Annotated in this window: 15 protein-coding genes; 4 read left to right on the forward strand and 11 right to left on the reverse strand. The window is 69.6% G+C overall.

What is annotated here, in order from left to right:
• Positions 1-50: 50 nt before the first annotated feature.
• The gene (locus LOKHON_RS05355) at positions 51-1,451 is read left to right on the forward strand and encodes an SPOR domain-containing protein (protein ID WP_162561758.1); all 1,401 of its coding nucleotides are present in this window, start codon (positions 51-53) and stop codon (positions 1,449-1,451) included.
• A 21-nt stretch (positions 1,452-1,472) separates the two neighbouring features.
• On the opposite strand, the gene LOKHON_RS05360 is transcribed toward LOKHON_RS05355, so the two are convergent.
• The 9 genes from LOKHON_RS05360 to LOKHON_RS05400 form a co-directional block, all read right to left on the reverse strand.
• Positions 1,473-2,483, reverse strand: coding sequence for a hypothetical protein (locus tag LOKHON_RS05360; RefSeq protein WP_017928231.1), 1,011 nt, complete (start codon positions 2,481-2,483; stop codon positions 1,473-1,475).
• A gap of 162 nt (positions 2,484-2,645) precedes the next feature.
• The gene (locus LOKHON_RS05365) at positions 2,646-4,844 is read right to left on the reverse strand and encodes a 3-hydroxyacyl-CoA dehydrogenase NAD-binding domain-containing protein (protein WP_017928232.1); all 2,199 of its coding nucleotides are present in this window, start codon (positions 4,842-4,844) and stop codon (positions 2,646-2,648) included.
• Between the two features lie 52 nt (positions 4,845-4,896).
• Positions 4,897-5,286, reverse strand: a complete 390-nt coding sequence (locus LOKHON_RS05370; protein ID WP_017928233.1) for a hypothetical protein — start codon at positions 5,284-5,286, stop codon at positions 4,897-4,899.
• 118 nt (positions 5,287-5,404) lie between these two features.
• The gene (locus tag LOKHON_RS05375; protein ID WP_017928234.1) at positions 5,405-6,616 is read right to left on the reverse strand and encodes an acetyl-CoA C-acetyltransferase; all 1,212 of its coding nucleotides are present in this window, start codon (positions 6,614-6,616) and stop codon (positions 5,405-5,407) included.
• Entirely contained in the window at positions 6,613-7,293 is a 681-nt protein-coding gene (locus LOKHON_RS05380) for a glutathione S-transferase family protein (RefSeq protein WP_017928235.1), read from the reverse strand. The genes LOKHON_RS05375 and LOKHON_RS05380 overlap by 4 nt, the downstream gene beginning before the upstream one ends.
• Before the next feature lie 268 nt (positions 7,294-7,561).
• On the reverse strand, positions 7,562-7,774 hold the full coding sequence (locus tag LOKHON_RS05385) for a hypothetical protein (protein ID WP_017928236.1): 213 nt from the start codon (positions 7,772-7,774) through the stop codon (positions 7,562-7,564).
• Positions 7,775-7,829: 55 nt separating this feature from the next.
• Positions 7,830-9,608: an acyl-CoA dehydrogenase C-terminal domain-containing protein gene (locus LOKHON_RS05390; RefSeq protein ID WP_017928237.1), complete on the reverse strand. Its 1,779-nt coding sequence runs from the start codon at positions 9,606-9,608 to the stop codon at positions 7,830-7,832.
• A 115-nt stretch (positions 9,609-9,723) separates the two neighbouring features.
• Positions 9,724-10,122: a MerR family transcriptional regulator gene (locus tag LOKHON_RS05395; RefSeq protein WP_017928238.1), complete on the reverse strand. Its 399-nt coding sequence runs from the start codon at positions 10,120-10,122 to the stop codon at positions 9,724-9,726.
• Between the two features lie 205 nt (positions 10,123-10,327).
• The gene (locus LOKHON_RS05400) at positions 10,328-10,696 is read right to left on the reverse strand and encodes a MerR family transcriptional regulator (RefSeq protein ID WP_017928239.1); all 369 of its coding nucleotides are present in this window, start codon (positions 10,694-10,696) and stop codon (positions 10,328-10,330) included.
• Between the two features lie 118 nt (positions 10,697-10,814).
• Here LOKHON_RS05400 and LOKHON_RS05405 point away from each other — a divergent pair, with 118 nt between their 5' ends.
• From LOKHON_RS05405 to LOKHON_RS05415, 3 genes are read left to right on the forward strand one after another with little or no spacing between them, the layout of a single operon-like run.
• A complete protein-coding gene (locus LOKHON_RS05405) occupies positions 10,815-11,276 on the forward strand; it encodes a PaaI family thioesterase (protein ID WP_017928240.1) in 462 nt (153 codons plus the stop codon).
• Positions 11,273-11,779: a PaaI family thioesterase gene (locus tag LOKHON_RS05410; protein ID WP_017928241.1), complete on the forward strand. Its 507-nt coding sequence runs from the start codon at positions 11,273-11,275 to the stop codon at positions 11,777-11,779. Before LOKHON_RS05405 ends, LOKHON_RS05410 begins: the two co-directional genes overlap by 4 nt.
• Positions 11,772-13,100, forward strand: coding sequence for an MATE family efflux transporter (locus LOKHON_RS05415; protein ID WP_017928242.1), 1,329 nt, complete (start codon positions 11,772-11,774; stop codon positions 13,098-13,100). The genes LOKHON_RS05410 and LOKHON_RS05415 overlap by 8 nt, the downstream gene beginning before the upstream one ends.
• On the opposite strand, the gene LOKHON_RS05420 is transcribed toward LOKHON_RS05415, so the two are convergent.
• Together LOKHON_RS05420 and LOKHON_RS05425 are read right to left on the reverse strand one after the other, a co-directional pair.
• Complete coding sequence (locus LOKHON_RS05420; RefSeq protein ID WP_017928243.1) at positions 13,097-14,146, reverse strand: quinone-dependent dihydroorotate dehydrogenase; 1,050 nt, start codon at positions 14,144-14,146, stop codon at positions 13,097-13,099. The two genes, LOKHON_RS05415 and LOKHON_RS05420, sit on opposite strands and share 4 nt — an antisense overlap.
• Positions 14,143-14,481: a DUF952 domain-containing protein gene (locus tag LOKHON_RS05425; protein ID WP_026147446.1), complete on the reverse strand. Its 339-nt coding sequence runs from the start codon at positions 14,479-14,481 to the stop codon at positions 14,143-14,145. The genes LOKHON_RS05420 and LOKHON_RS05425 overlap by 4 nt, the downstream gene beginning before the upstream one ends.
• Positions 14,482-14,515 lie beyond the last annotated feature (34 nt).

Consider the following 14,515-nt stretch of genomic DNA (forward strand, 5'->3'; position numbering starts at 1 on the left):
GCGGGGCTGCGCCATGGTTTCGGAAAAACATCCCGAGGGCAGGGCGCAGCATGTTCAGGACGATACTCGCCGTGTCGGCGGCGGCGTTGGCCGTGGCCGGACCGGCCATGGCGCAGGACCGGCTTCCGGCGGAATTCCCGCCCGAAAGCTACGCCGCCAACCAGTATGTCGACAGCAAGGGCTGCGCTTTCATCCGCGCCGGCATCGGCGGCATGACCAACTGGATCCCGCGCATGAGCCGCGACCGCGAACCGCTTTGCGGGTTCCAGCCAAGCGGCGTCGCCGCCGTTGCGGAGGCGCCCGCGCCCGCAGCCGAACCGGCCGAGGCCCGCCCCCCGGCGGCCAAGCCCGCGCCCACCCGCCGCGCCGAGGCCGCGCCCGCTTCGCCCCGGCCCGCCCCCGCTTCGCCCCGGATCGTCACGCCCGCGCCCGCCGCCGTGCGCCCCGCGCCGCCGGTGCTCACCCGGGCCGCGTTCTGCGAAGGGCGCGAGGGGCCGCAGCCGGGCTATGTCAGCAGCCGCACCGGCGAGACCATCATCTGCGGCGACACCCGCGCGGCCGCCGCGCCCCGGCCCGGGGCGCCGCTGCGCGGCGCGGTGACGCTGGCCGCCGTCTGCGCCGACATGGCCGCGACCGGGCGGCGCTACGTGCTGCAAGACAGCGGCGCACCGGTGAGCTGCGGGCCGCAGGACGCCACCGCGCCCCGGCCCGGCACCCGGCTGGCCGCGACGCGTCTGCCCGCGCCGCCCGCCGCGCCGATGGCCCCCGCCATGGCGGGGCAGGCCGCGGCGCCGCGCGTGGCGAGCGCCAGCATCACCGCCTGTGATCTCGGGCCGGAATCGGGCTTTGCCCTTCTCGGGCCCGCCAGCCGTCCGCGCCGCTGCGGGCCGCAGGCGCAGTCGCCCTCCGGGCTCGGCAACGCGGCCCGTCTCGCGCCGCAGCCGACCGGCGTGGCGGGGGCGATGCGGTTTCTCGACCCGCAGGCCGGTCTGCGCCGCGCCGCCGGGGCCGTGCCGCTGCCCGACCCGGTCGCACCGCCCCCCGGCTATCGCAGCGCCTGGGAGGATGGCCGCCTGAACCGCCATCGCGGCGTGCGCATCGTCGAGCGCCCCGATGCCGGTCAGCTGCGCGCCCCGGTGGAGGCGGCGCCGGTCACGGTGCCCGAGGCGCTGGTGGGGCGCGTCTCGACCCGCTCCACGCCCGCCAATACCCCCGCGGCCACGCAGGGCCGTTTCGTGCAGCTCGGCGCCTTTGCCGTCGCGGCCAATGCGGATCGCGCCGCCGCACGGCTGCGCGCGCTCGGCCTGCCCGTGGCGAAGGGCCGCCTCAATCGGGACGGGACCGAATTGCGGGTCATCGCGACCGGCCCGTTCGCGGATGCGGGAACGCTTGGCCGGGCCTTGGGGGCGGTGCGCGCGGCGGGATACGCCGACGCCTATGCCCGCAGATAGAACCGGAACCGGCGCCGGGGCTCAGCCCCGGCAGATGCCCTGAAGGCTGACCCAGTCGCCATCCGACAGCACCGGCCCGGCGGCGCTGGCCGGTTCCGCCGCGACCAGCACCGCCGAATCCGGGTCGTCGGCGGCCGTGGCCTTGGCCCACGGGCCGATCGGCACCCCGGCGGCGGCAAAGCGGTCGAGCAGCTGCGCGTCATCGGCGCGCGGGGCGGGGGTGTCGACCAGGTGCCGCGCCTGCGCCTGCAGCTTTTCGGTCGCGATGTCGCCCGTGGTCAGCAGCCGCAGCACCGTGCCGAACCCCGCCTCGCGCAGCAGCGCGTCGAGCGGATCTATGGTCTCCCGGCTCGCCGCGGTGGCAAGGACATGGCCCGCCGCCACCGCCGGATCCTCGGTTTCCGTCAGCACCGCTTCGGGCAGCACGATGATGCCGCCGGGCAGATAGAGCGGCCCGGCAAGCCCCTCGGGCACCACCACGATCTGGCCGCCGCCGCGCCCCAGAAGCCGGTCGCGCATCCGGCCCAGCGCCTCGCTGCCCAGAGGATCGCGGCAGGTCGGGCCGGTGATCTCCTGCACCATGCCCAAGAGCGTCGCGCCGAATTCGGATCGCTTGCCCTGCGGCACCACGCTCAGCGTCTGCTGCATCAGCGCGCCGGGCAGCCAGAACGCCGCGAGGCCGAGCGCCAGCGCCGTGCCGCCCCAGATCGCGCCCTGCCGCAGCCGTCCGGGGCGCGGCTGGCGGGCGGCCACGGCGTGGCGCACTTTTTCGAGCGCGCCGACCATGATGTCGTCATCGATCTCCAGCGTTTCGCTGGCCTCGGCATCGGGGGCGTAAAGCGCCGGGCTCTTGCCGGGATTGAGCCGGTGCAGCGCCGGCAGCGACCAATGCGTCACCGGCAACCCGCTGTCATCCGACAGCACCAGCGTCGCCTCGCCGAAGGAGACCGTGACGCCACGCGGTTCGGCGTCGGGCGCGGCGCGCCAGCTGCCGAGCGTCTCGAGCCGGGAGAATTCCTTCAGTGCGGTCATCGGTCCTTTCGCGGCCCGTCGCTGCGCCGGGTCGTTCAGGGCGACCATAGCCGGGTGAATCGTAGAGGAACAGGGGCCTGCGTGGCCCGGGCGCCGGGATTCGCATCCCGCCCGGGACAGCGGGGCAGGCGGCGGCGCCGGGCCGCCGCCTGCCGGTGGGCCTCAGGCCGCGGCGGCGCGCCCGTCGCCAAAGCGGTCGTAGAAGGACGCGCCCTGCGCCGCCATCTCGCGCAGGAGCTCGGGGCAGGCAAAGCGCGGCCCGTGCGCCTCGGTCAGCGCGTCGCAGCGCTCGGCGGCAAAGCCCGCGCCGATCATGTCGAGCCACGAGAACGGCCCGCCCGACCACGGCGCGAAGCCCCAGCCGAGGATCGCCGCCACGTCGCCCTCGCGGATGTCGGTCAGCACCCCGTCCTCGAAGGCGCGCACCGCCTCGAGCACCTGCGCGAAGATGAGCCGCTGCTGCACCTCCACGAGGTCGGGCTGGTCCTCGGCCACGGCAAAGCGTTCCGACAGCCCGTCCCACAACCCCGTGCGCTGGCCCTTGTCGTCATAGGCGTAAAAGCCCGAGGCCGACTTGCGCCCCATCCGGCCCTGATCGGCCATCCAGAACAGCACCTCGTCCACCGCCCCGTCCGGGTAGGCGTCGCCCATCGCGGATTTGGTCGCCTTGGCGATCTTCACGCCCAGATCGATCGAGGTCTCGTCGACGAGCTGCAGCGGCCCCAGCGGCATGCCGACAAGGCGCGCCGCGTTCTCGATCAGCGCCGGTTCGACCCCCTCGGCCACCATGCGGATGCCTTCGTTGATATAGGGGATGATGCAGCGGTTAGCGTAGAAGAACCGCGCGTCGTTGACGACGATCGGCGTCTTGCGGATCTGCCGGGTGAAGTCGAGCGCCTTGGCTACCGCGACGTCGCCGGTCTTTTCGCCCTTGATGATCTCCACCAGCATCATCTTGTCGACGGGCGAGAAGAAGTGGATGCCGATGAACCGCTCGGGGCGCGCGCTGGCCTTGGCCAGCTCGGTGATCGGCAGGGTCGAGGTGTTGGTGGCAAAGATCGCGTCCTCGCCGATCACCGCCTCGACGCGCCTGGTCATCTCGGCCTTGACGCCGACATCCTCGAACACCGCCTCGACAATCAGGTCGCAGCCCTTGAGCGCCTCGATCTCGGTGGTGGCGTTGATCCGGCCCAGCACCTCGTCCTTCTTCTCAGGGCTCACCTTCTTGCGCTTGATGCCCTTGTCGAGCAACGCCTCGGAATAGGATTTGCCCTTGTCGGCGGCGGCCTGTTCGCGGTCGATCAGCACCACCTCGATCCCGGCATTGGCCGAGACATAGGCGATGCCCGCGCCCATCATGCCCGCGCCGAGAATGCCGACCTTCCTCACGCTCTGGTCGGGCGCCTCGGGCCGGTTCGCGCCCTTCTCAAGCGCCTCCTTGTTGAGAAAGAGCGAGCGGATCATCGCGGTGGAGGAGGGGTCCATCAGCACCCGCGTGAACCAGCGCGCCTCGATCTTGAGCGCGGTGTCGAACGGCACCAGAGCGCCCTCGTAGACCGCCGAGAGGAGCGCCTTGGCCGCCGGGTAGACGCCCTGCGTCTTGCCATGCACCATCGCGGAGGCACCGACGAAGGTCATGAAGCCCGCCGGGTGATAGGGCGCGCCGCCGGGCATTTTGTAGCCCTTGGCGTCCCACGGCTTCACCAGGTCGGCGTCCTTGGCCCCGAGCACCCAGGCCTTGGCGGCGGCCAGCGGATCCTCGACCACCTCGTCGATGACGCCGAGCGCCTTGGCCTTCCTGGGGTCGTTCATCTTGCCTTCGAGCAGCAGCGGGCTCGCCCCCATCGCGCCGAGCTTGCGCACCAGCCGGGTGGTGCCGCCCGCGCCCGGAAAGATGCCGACCATGATCTCGGGCAGGCCGATCTTGGCCTTGGGGTTGTCGGCCACGAAGATCCGGTGGCAGGCCAGCGGGATCTCCAGCCCGATGCCCAGCGCCGTGCCGGGCAGGGCGGCGGCGATCGGCTTGCCGCCCTTGTTGGTCTTGGGGTCGAGACCGGCGCGCTCGATCTTGCGCAGCACGCCATGCATCCGCATCACGCCGTCGAACACCGCCTTCGCGGGCTCGTCGCCGCCCGCCTGCTTCATCCCCGCGATCACGCCGAGATCCATGCCCCCGGCGAAATCCTTCTTGGCCGAGGTGATGACGATGCCCTTGACGGCCTCGTCGGCGAGCGCCTCATCGATCAGCGCGTCGAGTTCCTCGAAGCCCTGCATCGACATGACGTTCATCGAGCGGTCGGGCACGTCCCAGGTGATGACGGCCACGCCCTCGGCGTCGCGCGCAATGGTGAAATCGGTCATGACGACCTCCTGTTCGCGAAATGTTTGGAAGAATGGCGGCGGAGGGGCCGCGTCAGTCGTTCGGGTCCGGCGCCGCGCCGAACTCGATCATCTCGATCACCGGCCGCGGCGTGTCGAGGCGGCAGTAATAGATCACCGCCAGGTCGACCCGGTCGCAGCCGGGATTTTCGAAGCTGCGCTCGATCCAGACCCGGAACTTGCCGGCGCGCGGCAGCTCCAGCGTGTGAATGCGCAAGGTCTCCTCGTGCAGCTCGCGGGTGCCCAGGTCGCGCTGCCAGCCCTGCAGCCATTCGCGGTAGGTGTCGCGGGTGGCCAGCACCTTCAGCCCGTCCGCCCCCTGCACCGCCAGAGGGTAGTCGCAATCGTCGAGCATCTCCTCGATCCGTCCCTCGCGGAACAGGCGCGCGTGGCGTTCTATGAACTCCGACATCAGGCGGGACATGGCAACGGCCCTCCGAAGCGATCGATTGAGGCGTCCGGCAAAGGGTAATCCGCCGCGAGGCAAAGTCCATCTGACGGCGCCCCCCGCAAGAGGCGCCGGGGGCGCATGACGGCATGTCTCAAACCCGCTCGATGATCGTGGCCGCGCCCATGCCCGAGGCGACGCAGAGCGTGGCGAGACCGGTCGACCGGCCGCTGCGCTCCAGCTCGTCGAGCAGGATGCCGATGATGATCGCGCCGGTCGCGCCCAGCGGATGGCCCATCGCGATGGCGCCGCCATTGGGGTTGAGCCGGGCCGGGTCGATGTCGAAGGCCTGCTGGAACCGCAGCGCCACCGCCGAGAAGGCCTCGTTGACCTCGAACAGGTCGATGTCCGAGATCGCCATGCCGCTGTCGGCGAGGATCTTCTCGGTCACCGGCACCGGGCCGGTGAGCATGATGGTCGGGTCGGTGCCGATCTTGGCGGTGGCGCGGATGCGCGCGCGCGGCGTGAGCCCATGCGCCTTTCCGAACGCGGCATCGCCGATCAGGATGCCCGCGGCGCCATCGACGATGCCCGACGAATTCCCGGCGTGGTGGACGTGGTTGATCCGCTCCAGATGCGGGTATTTCATCAGCGCGACCTTGTCGAAGCCGGGCATGACCTCGCCCATCGCCTTGAAGCTGGGATCGAGCGCGCCGAGCGCCTGCATGTCGGTGCCCGGCCGCATGTATTCGTCATGGTCGAGGATGGTCAGCCCGTTGGCATCGCGCACCGGCACCACCGATTTCGCGAAATGGCCCGCATCCCATGCCGCCTTGGCGCGGCGCTGGCTTTCGACGGCAAAGGCGTCGGCCGCCTCGCGCGAAATGCCGTACTGGGTCGCGATGATGTCGGCCGAGATGCCCTGCGGCACGAAATAGGTCTTCATCGCGATCGACGGATCGACCGCGATGGCCGCCCCGTCCGATCCCATGGGCACGCGGCTCATCGCCTCGACCCCGCCCGCGATATAGGCGCGGCCCGCCCCGGCGCGGACCTGATTGGCGGCAAGGTTCACCGCCTCCATGCCGCTGGCGCAAAAGCGGTTGATCGACAGGCCCGGAATGCGCTCGTCGAGATCCGAGGCCAGCACGGCCGAGCGGGCGAGACAGCCGCCCTGTTCGCCGACCTGCGTGGCGTTGCCCCAGATCACGTCCTCGATCACGTGGCCCTCGATGCCGTTGCGCTCCGCCAGCGCGTCGAGCACGCCCGCAGAGAGCTTCAGGCTCGTGACCTCGTGCAGCGACCCGTCCTTGCGGCCCTTGCCGCGCGGCGTGCGGATCGCGTCGTAGATGAAGGCGTCGGTCATGTCGTCTCCTTTTGCGCCCCATCGGCGGGCGCGTCTTTGTCCGCCCGGTCGGCGGGCGAGCCGGGCATCAGGTCATAGGGGTGTTTCCAGCCGGGCAGGGCCGCGATGCGGTCGAGCCAGCGGTCGGTGTTGGGGTGCGCGGCGCGGTCGAAGCCGAAAGGCTCGGGGTAGAACAGGTAACCGCAGCAGGAAAAATCGGCATGGGTCGGGCCGTCGCCCACCAGCCAGTCGCGGCCCGCGAGCCCGCGCTCCAGCGTCTCGTAGGCGGGCTTCAGGCGGCCATGCAGCCACTTGATAACCTGCTCTGGCCGCTTTTCGGGCGGCAGGAAATGCATCAGGAAGCGCAAGGATCCCGCCTGTCCCGAAAGCTTGTGGTTGTCCCACAGCACCCAGCGCAGCACCTCGCGCTGCAAGGCGCGGTCGGTCCCGCCGCCAAAGCGCCCGGTCTTCTCGGTGATCCAGTCCTGGATCGCGCCCGACTGGCTCAGCCGCAGCCCGTCGCCGGTCTCCAGCACCGGCACCTCGCCCATGATGTTGAGCGCGCGGAACGCGTCGCTGCGCGCGGCACCGGCGAAGAAGTCGACCTTCACCGGTTCCCAGTCGAGCCCCGACAATTCGAGCGGCAGCGCCGCCTTGTAGGCGTTGCCGCTTTCGCCAAAGCAATGCAGCCGGATCATTGCGCCTCCCTGTCTCGTGGCACCCGGCGGACACCGGGCGTTTGCGTATTTGGAGAATGGTGAAATGCAGGCGCCGGGCTTAACACCCCGTCAATCTTTGCGCTGCATCCTCGGCCTCGCGGTACAGGCTGGCGAGCCGATGACCGCGAGTGGTGAAACCCGGACCGTGCGTCGCGCGAAGCGATCCTCGTCCGGTCCGGGTGGATCGCCGGCCCTTTCACCATTCTAAAAATACGCAGTTCCTCCATCGGCCCTCCCCGTGGCCGTCCTACCGCTTGCGCGCCTCCAGCTCGGCGTTGAACAGCCGCAGCCTGTGGCCGAACCTCTCCTCGTCGAGCACGCTGTCGAAATTCTCGAACAGAAAGGACAGCGCCTCGCCCTCGTCGAGCCCGGCCTCGCGCGCAAAGCGTTTGAGGCGGCGATAGCCGTCCTCGCTCATCGCGACGGGAAATCTGCGGGTCAGTCTCAGGCGCTTGGGCATCTCGTCCTCCGGTCATGTCCGGGGCGAGCCTCGCCCCGGACACGGCCTTCGTCCATCAGAAAGCGTCGGCCTCCAGCGCCATCACCGGCGCGGCGCCGCTCTCGATCCGGGCGAGATGCATCTTCGTCGCCGGAAGCTGGCGCGCCATGTAATAGCGCCCCGTCGAAAGCTTGGTCTCGTAGAAGGCGCGGTCGCCCGTGCCCGCCGCAAGGCCCGCCTGCGCCGCCCTGGCCATCCTGGCCCAGGTCCAGCCCAGGCAGACATGCCCCATCAGGTGCATGAAATCGGTGCTGCCCGACAGCGCGGCGTCGGGATCCTTCATGCCGCTTTGCATGAAGAACATCGCCGCCTGCTGCATGTCCTTGGAGGCGGATTTCAGCGGCTCGATGAAGTCGCGCGCGAACGCCTCGTCACCGGCGTTCTGCTTGCAGAACACCTTGATCTCCTCGATCAGCGTCATCATCGGCCTGCCGCCCTGCGCGGCGAGCTTGCGGCCCACCAGATCGAGCGCCTGCACGCCGTTGGCGCCTTCGTAGATCATCGCGATCCGGGCATCGCGCACGAATTGCGACATGCCCCATTCCTCGATGTAGCCATGCCCGCCGAACACCTGCTGGGCCTGCACGCACATCTCGAAGCCCTTGTCGGTCAGGAACCCCTTGATGATCGGGGTGAGCAGCGAGATCGTCGCCTCGGCCTCCGCGTCGCCGGTCTTGTGGCTGCGGTCGATCAGCGAGGCGCCCCAATAGGTGAAGGCGCGCGCCGCCTCGTTGAAGGATTTCTGGTCCATCAGGCTGCGGCGGATGTCGGGGTGCACGATCAGCGGATCGGCCGCGCCCTCGGGGTTCTTGGCGCCGGTCACGGCGCGGCCCTGCAGCCGGTCCTTCGCATAGGCCAGCGCGTTCTGGTAGGCGGCTTCGGACTGCGCCCAGCCCTGCAGGCCGACGCCGAGACGGGCCTCGTTCATCATGGTGAACATGGCGCGCATGCCCTTGTGCGCCTCGCCCAAGAGATAGCCCTCCGCCTCGTCGTAGTTCATGACGCAGGTGGCGTTGCCGTGGATGCCCATCTTCTCTTCGAGATTGCCGCAGGCGACGCCGTTGCGCGCGCCCAAGCTGCCGTTTTCGTTCACGAGGAACTTCGGCACGATGAACAGCGACACGCCCTTGATGCCCTCGGGGCCGCCGGGGATCTTGGCCAGCACGAGGTGGACGATGTTCTCGGCCATGTCGTGCTCACCCGCCGAGATGAAGATCTTCTGCCCCGAGATCCGGTAGCTCCCGTCCTCCTGCGGCACCGCCTTGGTGCGCATCAGGCCGAGATCCGTGCCGCAATGCGGCTCGGTCAGGTTCATCGTGCCGGTCCATTCGCAGGACCCAAGCTTGGGCAGCCAGCGCGATTTCTGGTCGTCGGTGCCGTGGATGTTGATCGCCGTATAGGCGCCGTGGGTCAGGCCCTGATACATGTTCAGCGCCATGTTGGCCGACACCATCGGCTCGTTGGCGGCGGTGTGCATGAGGTAAGGCAGGCCCTGTCCGCCGAACTCCTCGGCGACGTCGATGGCGGTCCAGCCGCCGTCGCGGATCTGGTCGAAGGCGGCCTTGAAGCCTTCGGGCGTGCGCACCACGCCGTTGTCGAGGCGGCAGCCCTCGCGGTCGCCCGACAGGTTCAGCGGCGCCAGCACCCCCGAGGAGAGCTTGCCCGCCTCCTCGAGGATCGCGGCCGTGAAATCGGCGTCGAGATCCGCATATCCCGGAATGTCCTGGCCCGAGATGTCGAGCACCTCGTGCAGGACGAACTGCATGTCACGGATCGGCGCGGTGTAGCTTGGCATTCCCTTGGTCTCCTCCGGCGGGCATGGCTGGCCCGGTCTGGTCCGATACACGCGGCCCGGGCTCCCCCGCCCGGACCGCGCCATGTCATCTCGACCAGTCGAAAGGAGAGGGCGGTCAGGCCGCCTTCGCCCGTGCGCGCAGCTGGTTCAGCCGCTCCGCACCCCAATTCATCTGCGCTTCGAGCTCCCGGATCGCTTCGTCCAGCGCGGCGCGCTGCTCCTGCATCTCCTTGAGATGCCGTTCGGCCACCTCGTAGGTGCGCGCAAGCTGCACCTCCTGCTGGTCGTCGGTCTCGTAGAGATCGAGCAGCTGGCGGATTTCCTCGAGGCTGAAGCCAAAGCGCTTGCCGCGCAAAATCAGCTTGAGCCGGGCCCGGTCGCGCCGGGTGAAAAGCCGCTTCGTGCCTTCACGAATGGGAAACAAAAGCTCCTTTGCCTCGTAGAAGCGTAATGTGCGGGGCGTCACATCGAAGCTGTCGCACATCTGGCGGATGGTCATGGTCTGGTCGGTCATATTTTTAACCCTCGGTGTCCGGTCAGACGATCCACCTGAAGGCTCTGAAGAGACCATACAAGCAAAGGTGACGCGAACGTAAATATGACGCCACGTCAGAGATCGAATGACGAAAGGTCAAGAAAAATGTGGGGCTTTCGGAGAAACTTTGTTCTCTTGGTCAAATTTGGCAACACGACCGCGGGTTGCCCGACCGGGGGGAACTTCACCCCAAAGATGCGACGGATTCGTCGCGCAGCTTGCGCAGCTCGCGGATCGTGTCCTCGAGCTCGTCGCGCTGCTTTTCGAGCACGCCGAGCTGCCGGTTCGCCATGCCGACCCAGACCTCCATCTGCCCCTTGGTGCCCTCGACCTCGTAGATCATCAGGAACTGCCGGATTTCCTCGAGCGAAAAGCCGAAACGGCGGCCGCGCAGGATCAGCGTCATCCGCGCGATCTCGCGGCTGCCGTAGAACCGCGACCGCCCTTCCTTTCGGGGCGCCAGCAGCTCGATGTATTCGTAATAGCGCAAGGTCCGGGGGGTCACCTCGAAGCGGTCGCACATTTCCTTGAAATTCAGAGTGGTATCGGACATTTCTGGCGCTCCTTCAGGCGGACTTTCGAGCCGGGATGCCGTGACGGCAACACACCCCCAAGCCTTCTCTTTGCCAGATAACGCTTGCGAGCGTCACCCGGATCGCCAAGCTGACGTCATGAGCTCCGATTTCAACCCCGATCCCGATCACGACACCGATCTTGCGCGTGCCCAGCAATTCATCGACGCCCTGCCGCATGCGCAGGCGCTCGGGCTGCGCATCCGCGCGCTGCACGATGGCCATGCCGAGATCACCATGCCCTACGACGCCAAGCTGGTGGGCGACCCGGCGACGGGAGTGATCCATGGCGGCGCCGTCTCGGCGCTGATGGACACCTGCGCGGGGGCGGCGGTGATGTCGCATCCCGCCGCCCCGCTGAGCACCGCGACGCTCGATCTGCGGATCGACTACATGCGCCCCGCGACGCCGGGCCAGAAGGTCACGGCCCGCGCCGAATGCTGGCACGTGACCCGCTCTGTCGCCTTCGTGCGCGCCATCGCCACGGATGAGGACGAAGCCCGCCCCGTCGCCACCGCCACCGGCGCCTTCACCATCGAGAAAAAGGCCGACACCGCATGAACCGCCCGCGCCCCGAACCGGTCCAGGTCATCAAGACGCGGCGCGACGCCGCGTTGCAGCGACTCGTCGAGGGCGTGCCCTACATCGCCTTTCTCGGCATCCGCTTCGAGCGACACGGCGATGAGCTGACCGCCGTGATGCCCTATGCCGACCGGCTGATCGGCAACCCGATGCTGCCGGCGCTGCATGGCGGCGCGACGGCGGCGTTTCTGGAAACCACCGCCATCGTCGAGCTGGCCTGGAGCCGGATGTGGAGCCTGATCGAGGCCGGCACGCCCGAGGCGCAGGCCGAGGCCGAGGCCCGGCCCAACTGGCCGCGCACCATCGACATCACCGTCGATTACCTGCGCTCGGGCCTGCCGCGCGACGCCTATGCGCGCGCCCGCATCAACCGCTCGGGGCGGCGCTATGCGAGCGTCCATGTCGAGGCATGGCAGGACAACCGCTCGCGGCTTTTCGCGCAGGCGACGGGGCATTTCCTGATGCCGGGGCGGGATGGCTGACACCGCCCTGCCGCCGGGCCGCCCGCTGACCCATACCCGCGTCCTGAAGATCGCGCTGCCGATCGTGCTGTCGAACGCCACCGTGCCGATCCTCGGCGCGGTCGACACCGGCGTGGTCGGGCAGATGGGGGCGGCGGCGCCGATCGGCGCGGTGGGCATCGGCGCGGTGATCGTCTCGGGCATCTACTGGATCTTCGGCTTTCTGCGGATGGGCACGACCGGGCTCGCGGCGCAGGCGCTGGGCCGGGACGACCGGGCCGAGGTGTCGGCGCTGCTGAGCCGCGCGCTGATGATCGCCTTCGCGGCGGGCGCGGCGCTGATCGCCTTGCAAAGCCTCGTCTTCACCGCCGCCTTCGCCGTGGCCCCCGCGAGCGACGAGGTCGAGGGGCTGGCGCGCGACTACCTCGCGATCCGCATCTGGTCGGCGCCCGCCGCCATCGCGATCTACGGGCTGACCGGCTGGCTGATCGCGCAGGAGCGCACCGCTGCCGTGCTGGTGCTCCAGCTGTGGATGAACGGCGTCAACATCGCGCTCGACCTGTGGTTCGTGCTCGGCCTCGGCTGGGGCGTGCCGGGGGTGGCGGTGGCCACCTTCCTCGCCGAATGGTCCGGCCTCGCGCTCGGCCTCTGGCTGTGCCGCGACGCCTTCGCCACGCCCGCGTGGCGCGACAGGCTGCGGGTGTTCGACCCGGCGCGGCTCAGGCACATGGCGGCGGTCAACACCGACATCCTGATCCGCTCGGTGCTGCTGCAATCCATCATCATCAGCTTTCTGTTCTGGGGCGCGGGCTTCGGCGACGTGCCGCTCGCCGCCAACCAGGTGCTTTTGCAGTTCCTCAACATCACCGCCTTCGCGCTCGACGGCTTCGCCTTCGCCGCCGAGGCGCTGGTGGGCCAGGCGATGGGGGCGCGGGCGGTGATGCGCCTGCGGCGCGCGGCGATCCTGTCCTCGATCCATGGCGGGGTGGTGAGCCTCGCGCTCGCGCTGGGCTTCTGGGTTTTCGGGCCGAGGGTGATCGACCTGATGACCTCCGCGCCCGAAGTCCGCGAAGCGGCGCGGGCCTACCTGCCATGGATGGTGGCGACGCCGATCTTCGGGCTGATCCCGTGGATGCTCGACGGCATCTTCATCGGCGCCACCCGAAGCCGCGACATGCGCAACATGATGCTGCTCTCGGCGGCGATCTATTTTGCCGCCGCGATCCCGCTCACCGCGACCTTCGGCAATCACGGGCTCTGGGCCGCGATGCTGGTGAGCTACGTGGCGCGCGGCGCCACGCTGGCCGCGCGCTACCCGGCGCTGGAACGGGCGGCGGCCTAGAGCCAGTCGGCCCGGCCCGTGCCCACGGCCTCGGCCACGCTGGCAAAGCCGTCGCGCTCCAGCAGCGCGTCGAGCCCGCGCGCGATGTCCCCCGCGAGGCTGACGCCGCCATAGACCAGCGCGGTGTAAAGCTGCACCGCGCTCGCGCCCGCGCGGATCTTGGCATAGGCCTGCTCGGCCGAGCCGACCCCGCCGACGCCGATCAGCGGCAGATCGGTGAGCGAGGACAGCCGCGCCAGAACCCGGGTCGACCGTTCGAACAGCGGCTGGCCCGACATCCCGCCCATGTTGTCGCGCTGCGGATCGGTCAGCCCCGCGCGCGACAGCGTGGTGTTGGTCGCGACGATGGCCGAAAGGCCGGTTTCCCCGGCCACCCGCGCCACGTCCTCGATCTCGGCTTCCGACAGGTCCGGCGCGATCTTGAGAAAGACGGGCAGGGGCCGGGCCAGACCGGCATTGGCGGCCATGACGCCGTTCAAAAGCGCGCTGAGCGCCGCGCGCCCCTGCAGGTCGCGCAGTTTCTCTGTGTTGGGCGAGGACACGTTGACGGTCGCGAAATCGAGATGCGGGCCGCAGCGGCTCAGCACGGTGGCGAAATCGGCGGCGCGGTCGGCGCTGTCCTTGTTGGCCCCGAGATTGAGCCCGATGACACCGGCGGGCCGCCGCGCCAGCCGCGCCGCGATCGGCTCCATGCCCTCGTTGTTGAAGCCAAAGCGGTTGATCGCGGCGCGGTCCGCCGCCAGCCGCCACAGCCGGGGGCGCGGGTTGCCCTCCTGCGGGCGCGGCGTGGCGGCGCCGACCTCGACGAAACCGAAACCGGTGCGCGCCAGCGCGTCGAGCGCGACCGCGTTCTTGTCGAACCCCGCGGCGAGCCCCACCGGGTTGGGCAGGTCGATCCCGGCCAGACGGGTCTTCAGCCGCGCGCTCGTCACCGGGCCGCCCTTGGGGCCGAACCCGGCGCGCAGCGCCTTGAGCGCCAGACCGTGACCGGTTTCGGGGTCGATCCGGTGCAGCGCCGCGAGTCCGATCCTTTCAAGCGTGCTCACGCCATCTCCTCCGGAAAGTCGTGCCGCCCCTGCACGAGAGGCAGGTCTTTCGACCACAGCACCTCCGCGCGGCGCAGCGGCCTGTAAAGATGCGGGAACAGCTGCCCGCCGCGCGACGGCTCCCATGTCAGGTCGTCGCCCAGAGCCCCGGCCTCGATCGCGGCGAGGATCAGCCCGTCCTCGCCCGCGAAATGCTTTGCCGCCGTCTCGCGCGCCTGCGCGGCGGTGGAAAAATGGATATAGCCGTCGGCGAGATCGACGGGGGCGCCGCGGGTCTGGCCCGCCTGCTCCAGTTCGGCCCATTCGGGCGCGCGGAAAATCTTGTAGATCAGCATGACCGCCTCATGGCCGCGCCCCGCCGCCACGTCA

The sequence above is a fragment of the Limimaricola hongkongensis DSM 17492 genome (genome assembly GCF_000600975.2).
GTDB classification, from domain to species: Bacteria; Pseudomonadota; Alphaproteobacteria; order Rhodobacterales; family Rhodobacteraceae; genus Limimaricola; species Limimaricola hongkongensis.

What these genes read in the sequence shown, in the direction of transcription:
- LOKHON_RS05355 (WP_162561758.1), top strand. Translation starts at nt 51, where the DNA reads ATGTTCAGGACGATACTCGCCGTGTCGGCGGCGGCGTTGGCCGTGGCC.
- LOKHON_RS05360 (WP_017928231.1), bottom strand. Translation starts at nt 2,483, where the DNA reads ATGACCGCACTGAAGGAATTCTCCCGGCTCGAGACGCTCGGCAGCTGG.
- LOKHON_RS05365 (WP_017928232.1), bottom strand. Translation starts at nt 4,844, where the DNA reads ATGACCGATTTCACCATTGCGCGCGACGCCGAGGGCGTGGCCGTCATC.
- LOKHON_RS05370 (WP_017928233.1), bottom strand. Translation starts at nt 5,286, where the DNA reads ATGTCCCGCCTGATGTCGGAGTTCATAGAACGCCACGCGCGCCTGTTC.
- LOKHON_RS05375 (WP_017928234.1), bottom strand. Translation starts at nt 6,616, where the DNA reads ATGACCGACGCCTTCATCTACGACGCGATCCGCACGCCGCGCGGCAAG.
- LOKHON_RS05380 (WP_017928235.1), bottom strand. Translation starts at nt 7,293, where the DNA reads ATGATCCGGCTGCATTGCTTTGGCGAAAGCGGCAACGCCTACAAGGCG.
- LOKHON_RS05385 (WP_017928236.1), bottom strand. Translation starts at nt 7,774, where the DNA reads ATGCCCAAGCGCCTGAGACTGACCCGCAGATTTCCCGTCGCGATGAGC.
- LOKHON_RS05390 (WP_017928237.1), bottom strand. Translation starts at nt 9,608, where the DNA reads ATGCCAAGCTACACCGCGCCGATCCGTGACATGCAGTTCGTCCTGCAC.
- LOKHON_RS05395 (WP_017928238.1), bottom strand. Translation starts at nt 10,122, where the DNA reads ATGACCGACCAGACCATGACCATCCGCCAGATGTGCGACAGCTTCGAT.
- LOKHON_RS05400 (WP_017928239.1), bottom strand. Translation starts at nt 10,696, where the DNA reads ATGTCCGATACCACTCTGAATTTCAAGGAAATGTGCGACCGCTTCGAG.
- LOKHON_RS05405 (WP_017928240.1), top strand. Translation starts at nt 10,815, where the DNA reads ATGAGCTCCGATTTCAACCCCGATCCCGATCACGACACCGATCTTGCG.
- LOKHON_RS05410 (WP_017928241.1), top strand. Translation starts at nt 11,273, where the DNA reads ATGAACCGCCCGCGCCCCGAACCGGTCCAGGTCATCAAGACGCGGCGC.
- LOKHON_RS05415 (WP_017928242.1), top strand. Translation starts at nt 11,772, where the DNA reads ATGGCTGACACCGCCCTGCCGCCGGGCCGCCCGCTGACCCATACCCGC.
- LOKHON_RS05425 (WP_026147446.1), bottom strand. Translation starts at nt 14,481, where the DNA reads ATGCTGATCTACAAGATTTTCCGCGCGCCCGAATGGGCCGAACTGGAG.